The 8,087-nt window shown below is 58.4% G+C and carries 6 protein-coding genes and 1 pseudogene; 2 read left to right on the top strand and 5 right to left on the bottom strand.

All coding sequences use genetic code 11. The features are described from left to right. Positions 1–102: pseudogene (locus tag GOB93_RS18560) on the top strand (IS5/IS1182 family transposase); the annotation flags it as partial. A gap of 465 nt (positions 103–567) precedes the next feature. Beyond that, a complete protein-coding gene (locus GOB93_RS18555) occupies positions 568–2,934 on the top strand; it encodes a bifunctional diguanylate cyclase/phosphodiesterase (RefSeq protein WP_173584926.1) in 2,367 nt (788 codons plus the stop codon). Positions 2,935–3,542: 608 nt separating this feature from the next. On the opposite strand, the gene GOB93_RS18550 is transcribed toward GOB93_RS18555, so the two are convergent. The 5 genes from GOB93_RS18550 to tatC form a co-directional block, all read right to left on the bottom strand. Beyond that, the gene (locus GOB93_RS18550) at positions 3,543–4,412 is read right to left on the bottom strand and encodes a transglycosylase SLT domain-containing protein (RefSeq protein ID WP_408742419.1); all 870 of its coding nucleotides are present in this window, start codon (positions 4,410–4,412) and stop codon (positions 3,543–3,545) included. Between the two features lie 166 nt (positions 4,413–4,578). Continuing rightward, a complete protein-coding gene (locus tag GOB93_RS18545) occupies positions 4,579–4,785 on the bottom strand; it encodes a hypothetical protein (RefSeq protein ID WP_173584924.1) in 207 nt (68 codons plus the stop codon). Between the two features lie 10 nt (positions 4,786–4,795). Continuing rightward, positions 4,796–5,776, bottom strand: a complete 981-nt coding sequence (locus tag GOB93_RS18540) for a hypothetical protein (RefSeq protein WP_173584923.1) — start codon at positions 5,774–5,776, stop codon at positions 4,796–4,798. Positions 5,777–6,042: 266 nt separating this feature from the next. Further along, positions 6,043–7,326, bottom strand: coding sequence for a serine--tRNA ligase (gene serS / locus GOB93_RS18535; protein WP_173584922.1), 1,284 nt, complete (start codon positions 7,324–7,326; stop codon positions 6,043–6,045). Further along, positions 7,326–8,087 (bottom strand): twin-arginine translocase subunit TatC, encoded by a 762-nt coding sequence (gene tatC / locus GOB93_RS18530; RefSeq protein WP_173584921.1) that lies wholly within the window; start codon positions 8,085–8,087, stop codon positions 7,326–7,328. The genes serS and tatC overlap by 1 nt, the downstream gene beginning before the upstream one ends.

The following is an 8,087-nucleotide window of genomic DNA, read 5'->3' as shown; positions in this document are numbered from 1 at the left end:
AAGGACTACGAGCGTTACGCTTCAACCCTCGCAAGTCTCCATGTCGTCGCTTTCGCATGTTTCATGCTCAGAAACGCCGCTATACTCGCTCAAGGTGCATAACACCCTCTACCTTAAGATGTTAGGGTGTTTATATTGTAATTATAGCCGTCATCTTTTACTGATCAGATACTTCGGGCCAGCTATCCTGCCGGTAGTTAAGTTACAGATGGTTAATACTTGTGAACTGTATCTCTGCATAGGAGGCAGGCAGATCGTCAGTTAATGGCTGACGATTACAGAGACCATCTGGCCAGAAGTCAGGAAGATTGATTCCAGGATGTCATAGCGTATTGCAATGCCTCCGAACTGCTTCAGTCTTTCGAAGAAGCATTTGATCAGGTTTCCCCTGTACACTGAGAAACTTGTTTTCCGCAGATCACGACGATTCTCCTTGATAGAATGATAAGGAGAATCTGCCACTTCGGTCTGCAAAAAAATCCGCAACAAGCATTTCGCAGCTTGTTAACGGCTGAGTGATAATTGCACGGCACCCTGTTCCCCTCCCGGGACCAGGAAAATTTTTCGATGCACAGCGCTCTGCCCGATCTGAGTAACTATGACCCGGGTATGCTCATTGGTGCTCTCGCACTCTGCACCATGTCGATGCTGATCGTCAGTACGATGCTCTGCCGGGCAGCCATCGTGGGCGGTACGCAACGCATCAAACGATTGCTTCTCACTGCGGCCGTAGCCGGGAATGGCGTATGGGCGACGCATTTCCTGGCCATGCCTTCTCCCGGCACATCCCTGGAGGCCAGCTACGATCCTGCTCTGACCGTTCTCTCCATGGTCGTGGCGTTCGTGATCTTCTTCGCGGCATGGTGGATCGAAAGACGGACGCCGGGACGGTCGCTTTCACCGCTGACAGCCCTTGTCATGACAGCTGCGGTCGGCGGAATGCATTATATCGGCATCAGTGCAATGAATGGCGGCACATTGCCAGCCATGGGTGCTGCCCACGTCGCCGGCTCACTGTGCTCTGGGTTTATCCTGTTTTACGCCGGCGTGCTGCTTCTCCGCCGCCAGCGGGGGCCGTGGCGCGTCATGGCCGCCCTTCCCTGGATTCTCGGGGTCTGCGCGCTGCATTTCCTCGGAACTCCGGCCGACGCGCCGATGCATGCCATGATGGCGGGCCGGACGGGGACGAATCCATCTTCGGTCCCTCTAGCCGGGATGGTGATCACCGGCACCATGACCTTCCTGATGCTCGCTCTCATTTTTCTCGGGTTCGAATATCGCGCAGGCCAGCGGCGGCAGGAAGACAATATGCGCGCCCGTAACTTCGCGGATGCGGCGATCGAGGGGCTTGTCGTGACGGACGGCACGCACATCCTGGATGCGAACGATGCATTCCGGAAACTCGTTTCCTGGTCATGTCATGATACAGGCCTGCTGGCCGTTCCATTGCCGGACCTGGTTTCCGGTGATGCTCTGAAACTGCTGATCGCGGATGAAAAGCCTCGGGAGATGCGGCTGGTCACCGGCATGGACCAGGCCATTCCGGTCGAAGTCTACGCCCGCAACGCGACATGGAAAGGCAGGGACCGCACCATTCTGGCGATCGTCGATCTTCGGGCACGCAAGGAAGCGGAAGCCGCGATGCGAGCGATCTCCTTCCAGGACCCGCTGACCGGAATCGGCAATCGTCCTTTCTTCGTTTCCAGACTGACCGATCTGCTGCGGCAGCGTGACATGCGGCCAAGAATTGCCGCATTTCTGATCGATGTCGATCGCTTCAAGAATATCAACGAAACCGGCGGGCACGCCGCCGGCGACGCCGTTCTCGCCCACATTGCTGTGGCATTAGGTCGCCTTGTGCCGGAAGACGCTGTTATCGCGCGTATTGCCGGTGATGAATTTGCCGTCGCTTTCCCGGCGGACGGCCGGAACCCGCCCGCATTCGCGGCGGAACTCGCACAGCAGCTCAGAATCACGCCGGATGACGGCCGGGATACGATGCCCGTCTCTGTGAGTGTCGGCTTTGCCGTTTCCGATCGCGATACCGTGGACGGTGAAGCCCTGCTGCATCGTCTGGGCGTCGCCCTGCTCGCCGCCAAACAGGCCGGCCGTGGCAGTGTGCGGGAGTATGACTACAATTTTGACTCGTCCATTCAGGACCGGTTCCGGATGGAGAAGGAAATCCGCCGCGCGCTCGACCGGAACGAATTCTTTCTCGAATATCAGCCCATCATGTGCACGCGCACCCATCGTCTGACCGGCTATGAGGCGCTTGTCCGGTGGCAGCATCCGGAGCGAGGCCGCGTTCCGCCGGATCAGTTCATCGGTGTCGCGGAAGAATGCGGGCTGATCGCGGAACTTGGCGAATGGGTGGTCCGGCGGGCCTGTGCCGATGCCGCAGGCTGGCGCAACGGACTGGGCGTTTCCGTCAACGTCTCCCCGTTGCAATTCTCCACATCTGATCTCCCGGCAGTCATAACGGCAGCGGTGCGCGACGCCGGTCTTGATCCGGTCAGGCTCAGCATTGAGATTACTGAGAACACGCTGCTTCAGCAGGGACGACAGAATATGGAAATTCTGCGCAGCCTGCGCAGCCTGGGCGCCGGCGTGGTCATGGATGATTTCGGCACCGGCTATTCCAGCCTGAGTTATCTCCGGGATTTCCAGTTCGATAAGGTCAAGATCGACCGCTCTTTCATCCGCGACATGTTGCAGCAACCGCACTCCGCCGCCATTGTCGACGCCGTTCTGTCGCTCGGGAAGGGTCTCGGAATCGATATCGTTGCAGAAGGCATCGAGACGCCGGAGCAGCTTTCCTATCTCGAAAAACGGTGCTGCTCCTTTGTGCAGGGATATTTCATCGGGCGTCCGAGCCGTGAAATTGCCGAAGCCCCGGCCAGCGGAGCGCTGGCACCCGTAACGGCGGACGCCTGAACGTCTGGCCTTTCCATTGCTTTACAAGCGATACGGAACCGTCATTTCCAGCGGCCTTACAGCGCTATCAGGTAAGTTCATCGGGAATATGCCGTGCATCGATCTGTCATCGGTAATTTCTGTCATATTTTGCCTGAAATATCCGTCAGTACGTTCTGGTGACGGACTATATAATCCCGGTTTCTGACAAACCATCCTGTAAACTGGTTTTCAAAACCGCTTTCGGGGCGGGTGTGCTACGAAATCTGAACCAGAGTGATTCTCGCCAGCCGATGATAACTGCGATTTCCTCACCACGGAACATACCCTGCGTTACGTCAGTAACCTGCGAAAAGACTTGCCACTTTTAAGCAACCGTCTCTGAACACGGCAACTACCTGCTCAGCCTCGGGATCGGACGTTCATGAAACCCAAGCAGGAAACGATGCTGAAACGCTGTTTCGGATATCAGGTGTCACTGTCCCATGAACAGCAGCCGGGAACTGGTGGAATCACATCACTGGATGGTTTCCCTTAAGAAACTTCAGATATTTTCCGTGCCGTCGACTTTTACAAATCACGTCCTGAGGCAGGCACAGAACAGAAAACCGTATCCCCGACACCCTTTATCAGAAGCGGGCGGGAATCATCATCGCCTGACGAATCATGTGGACCGGACTGGCGCGATAGGATGCCAGAGTACGCCCCATGCCGCCTGCTGTCGTCGGTCGCGATGGCGGCGGGCTATAACCATGCATACCGGGATGAAACGTGCTCTGCGCCGGCGCCAGGGCCGCCGCCCCGGCACGGGTTGCAGAAGCCACGACCGGCTGGGACGTCCGCTGCACTGGCGTAACATGCGCACTGTTCCGGGACACGGGAATAACACCGCGCCCGCCATCGGCTGGCATCGCCCAGGATTCCAGCACTTTCCACTGATAGGCCGTGCCGATCTCTGGCGTGAAGGAATGATACGCCGCCGCAGCCCGCGGCCAGCTTCCGGTACGCGTGAACAGATCTGCGAGAAAGCGGGCTGCATATCGCGCATTGGTCATGGGGTCGAACGCCGCCTCGAGCGACGGAAACGCATCCGCGTGCTGCTGGAGATTGACCTGCAGGCATCCCACATCGATCGAACGGATTCCCTGATCCTGAAAGGCTCTTACCGCTTCGACAGCCTGCTGCTTCGTGCCGTACACATAACCTCTGCCCTGAGCATTGACCGTCCATGGCCAGGCAACGAACTGTCCATTCTGAAGATGGCGGCCGCTCTCGACACGCCCCATCGCCACCAGAAACTGGTCAGGAATACGGGCAGCGCGCTCGGCAGAAAGCGCTGCCTGAGCACATAGCCCGGTATCACCGGGGGAAATGACATTCTCCGAAGCTCCCGCTGCGGTGGCGCTGTCAGCGGACATGGTGGCCGGAATCGCACCCACCGGGAATGGCGGGCTGGCGGGAAGTACGCCGGCGGTATCATTCCGGGGCACCGCTGGCATTCCGGCTACGCCCGCAAGCGGAAAAGCCGAGGCGCCTGAGCCGGCCATACAAACTGCGGCCACACAGACAGGAACCATCGGGAAGGGGAAAAGAACGCGACGCATTGCACGCCGATTATGGCCGGATTCCGTTAACCGGACGTTATGCCGGGAGCGGCAAAATCGTTCAGGTCAGAAACGCAGCAGCCCCGTACCACAGAATGACAAAAACTGCCTGCGTCATCCCGAACAGGATCAGGACCAGCAGCGCGAATTCACGCGGCAGAAAATCCAGAAAGCGCGCAATCATGCACAGCATCACGGGATTGGCGAACATAAAGCGCGGCAGAGCCTCAAGTCCCGAACTGGTCGCCGTATACAGGGTGACCAGCATGACCGAGGACTCAATCCAGAACTTCCTGCAAAACCCACATAAGATCAGGATAAATGCGACAATGGCAGCCCAGGCCAGATAAGCCTGACTGCGGCATGGTCATCACAACAAAGCTGTCGGCCGTCATGTCATGGCTCCGGAGCGCCAGCAGCACCCGCGTCACCGGATTGATGAACTCGCGTCCCCACGCCGCCTCGATATGTTTGAAGGCGAGCGCATCCCCCACGTGGAAATGAAGATACGTCATATAAGAGAAAATGCCGGCACTGCTGATGACCGCCGCCAGCAGGACAGCCCCGGAGCGGCGCACACGTCCTTCGGTGATCCGGAACGGCCGCTCTTCCGAAAGCCAGATCGTCAGCCATTCGATACAGCAGACGGTCGCGATCACAAGCGCGCCGGTCGGCCGGGTCGCGGATAAAAACAGTCCCGCCAGGCCAGCAACGGGATATGCCCTGCGATAAAAGAAGAACAGAAATAAAATCAGAAACAGGCCATACAACGATTCAGAATAAGGAAAGTGAAAATAGATACTGAACGGAGCAGAGAGAAATACAAGGACATAAAAATACGTATTGTTTCCACCAAATTTTTTACTGATGTACAAAGCCGATACAAACAGCGTAAAACAGAATGCAATATTATTGACGATATCAGCAGCAAACTGATCGACAATTCCGGTCAGGTGCGAAACATAATATACTGTCAGCGGAAATACCGGGAAAAAGGCATAATTCCGATAAGGATCACCGGGTGCTGGCAGCCGGGTATCGTAACCGTCCCGGACGATTTTCATATACCAGCCGCAGTCCCACCGGCAGGTTGCCTGTGAATAGCCACCGAAATGCTGTGCCAGAACGGCATAGAAGACGATGAACAGGACATTGGCCATCAGCGCGAACAGAAACAGCCTGCCCCACCTCGAAATACGCCCGTCTACGCCGCCGACGCGCAACACCCGGGCGATATTCACCCGTTCAGAAACAGCCATCCGGAACACCTGCCGACAAAACCCGGGACAACCAGGTTCTGCCTGTCCCCAAAGGCTTCAGCCTATATCACGGCGCACAGGGGCGGCACAGCACGGAACCAACACATAAATATGGGCTTATGGAGCTGATTTCCGGGAGAGAGCCGGGCTCTGCCCGGACCCGGGAGGGACCGCAGACCCCTGCACCCCGATTTATTAAAACAGATCTGTTTCGAGAGGTTCGAGACTTTTTGACGGGTTTCAGGGCGGAGCTCTGTGGAGAAACCTCAGTCCAGCCTTTCCACACCACCCATGTAAGAACGCAGAACCGGCGGCACCGTCACGCTGCCATCCTCGTTCTGCCAGTTCTCCATCACCGCGATCAGCGTCCGCCCCACGGCCAGGCCGGACCCGTTCAGCGTGTGGACAAAGACCGGCGCGCCGCCGCCCTTAGGACGGTAACGCGCATTCATCCGCCGCGCCTGAAAGTCCCGCGTGTTGGAGCAGGAGGAGATTTCCCGCCACGCCTGCTGTCCCGGCAGCCATGCTTCCAGATCGAACGTCCGCGCCGCGCCGAAACCGGTGTCGCCCGCGCAAAGCGCCATCCGACGGAATGGAATTTCGAGCAGTTCCAGAACACGCTCGGCACAGACCGTCATCCGCTCGTGCTCGGCCTCGCTGTCTTCCGGGGCGACGACGGACACCATCTCGACCTTTTCGAACTGGTGCTGACGCAGCATCCCGCGCACATCGCGGCCAGCGGACCCGGCCTCGGAACGGAAGCACAGCGACAGCGCCGTCATACGGAGCGGCAGCTGCGCCTCCTCCAGAATGTCTCCCATGACGGACGCCGTCAGCGGCACTTCAGCCGTCGGCACCAGCCAGAACCCTTCCTGCGTGCAGAAAGACTGATCGGCGAATTTCGGCAGCTTGTCCGTGCCGTACATGGCCGGCTCGTTCACCAGAACCGGGACCTGTGTTTCGCTGTAACCATGCTCATTCACATGCAGATCCAGCATGAACTGTCCCAGCGCACGTTCAAGCCGGGCGATCCCACCGCGCAGCAGGACGAAGCGCGCACCGGACAGCTTCGAGGCCGTACCGAAATCCATCTGCGGCAGGCCGTTCTGCGTCATCGCCTCGCCGAGCTCGAAATGCTGTTTCGGTGTGAAGGCGAAGTTCCGCCGCACGCCACGCTCATGTACAACGACATTGGCGGTCTCGTCCGCGCCGGGCGGCACAACCGGGTCGAGCCGGTTCGGAATGACCGCCAGCGCCGCCTTCACTTCTGTATCAAGGGCCTGCGCCTTCGCATCGAGCTGCTCCATTTCCTCGCGGAGCGTGCGGGCTTCGGCCTCCAGGGCCGTGCTGTCACCCTTCTGACGTTTTATCGCGCCAATCTCTCTCGCCAGCGCATTACGACGGGTCTGCCGCTCCTGCGCCGCCGTCTGCGCCGCCCGGCGTTCCTCATCGAGGGTGAGGATGGACGCCGCCACCGGCTCCAGTCCACGGCGGGCCAGATCGGCGTCGAAACCGTCGGGATCAGCGCGGAGAGCGCGAATGTCGTGCATCAGGGGGCCTCTTTGTCTTCTGTGTCAGGCGTGATTTTCGGTTCGACAAGTCGCGCCGATATGATGGAAATTTCGTAAAGTATGATCAGTGGAACGGCCAGGCCGGTCTGCGTGATCACATCCGGGGGCGTCAGGATCGCCGCTGCGACAAACGCGCCGACAATCGCATAACGCCGCATTTTTTTCAGCTGCGCCGAGGTCACGATGCCGACTTTGGCCAGCAGGGTCAGGACCACCGGCAGTTCGAACGCGATGCCGAACGCCATGATCAGCTTCATGACCAGCGCCAGATATTCCGACACCTTGGCCTGAAGCTGAATCTGCAGCCCGTCATCTCCGCCAGACGTCTGGAAAGACAGAAAGAACCGCCAGGCGACAGGGAAGATGAAATAATATGCCAGCGCCGCACCAAGCAGGAACAGGATAGGCGTCGCGATCAGAAACGGCGCGAAGGCCCGCTTTTCGGACCGGTAAAGGCCGGGCGCGATAAATATCCATGCCTGCACCGCCACCACGGGAAACGAAAGAAACGCCGCGCCGAAAATTGCTACCTTGATATAAGTAAAAAACGCCTCGTACAGCGCTGTGTAGATCAGATGCGGCTGCTCTCCCTTCTGGCGCATGATGTCGCCAAGAGGCTTCGCCAGAAACAGGTAGATATCGCCAGCATAGTGGTAGCAGAGCGCGAAACACAGCGCGAAGCTCACGGCGGACCAGATCAGGCGGCGGCGCAGCTCGATCAGATGATCGAGCAGCGGCAT

It is taken from the genome of Acetobacter musti (assembly GCF_011516835.1).
Lineage (GTDB): Bacteria > Pseudomonadota > Alphaproteobacteria > Acetobacterales > Acetobacteraceae > Acetobacter > Acetobacter musti.
This window is presented reverse-complemented; position numbering and strand designations above follow the sequence as displayed.

What these genes read in the sequence shown, in the direction of transcription:
- GOB93_RS18555 (WP_173584926.1), top strand. Translation starts at nt 568, where the DNA reads ATGCACAGCGCTCTGCCCGATCTGAGTAACTATGACCCGGGTATGCTC.
- GOB93_RS18550 (WP_408742419.1), bottom strand. Translation starts at nt 4,412, where the DNA reads ATGCCAGCGGTGCCCCGGAATGATACCGCCGGCGTACTTCCCGCCAGC.
- GOB93_RS18545 (WP_173584924.1), bottom strand. Translation starts at nt 4,785, where the DNA reads ATGCTGGTCACCCTGTATACGGCGACCAGTTCGGGACTTGAGGCTCTG.
- GOB93_RS18540 (WP_173584923.1), bottom strand. Translation starts at nt 5,776, where the DNA reads ATGGCTGTTTCTGAACGGGTGAATATCGCCCGGGTGTTGCGCGTCGGC.
- serS (WP_173584922.1), bottom strand. Translation starts at nt 7,326, where the DNA reads ATGCACGACATTCGCGCTCTCCGCGCTGATCCCGACGGTTTCGACGCC.
- tatC (WP_173584921.1), bottom strand. Translation starts at nt 8,087, where the DNA reads ATGCCGCTGCTCGATCATCTGATCGAGCTGCGCCGCCGCCTGATCTGG.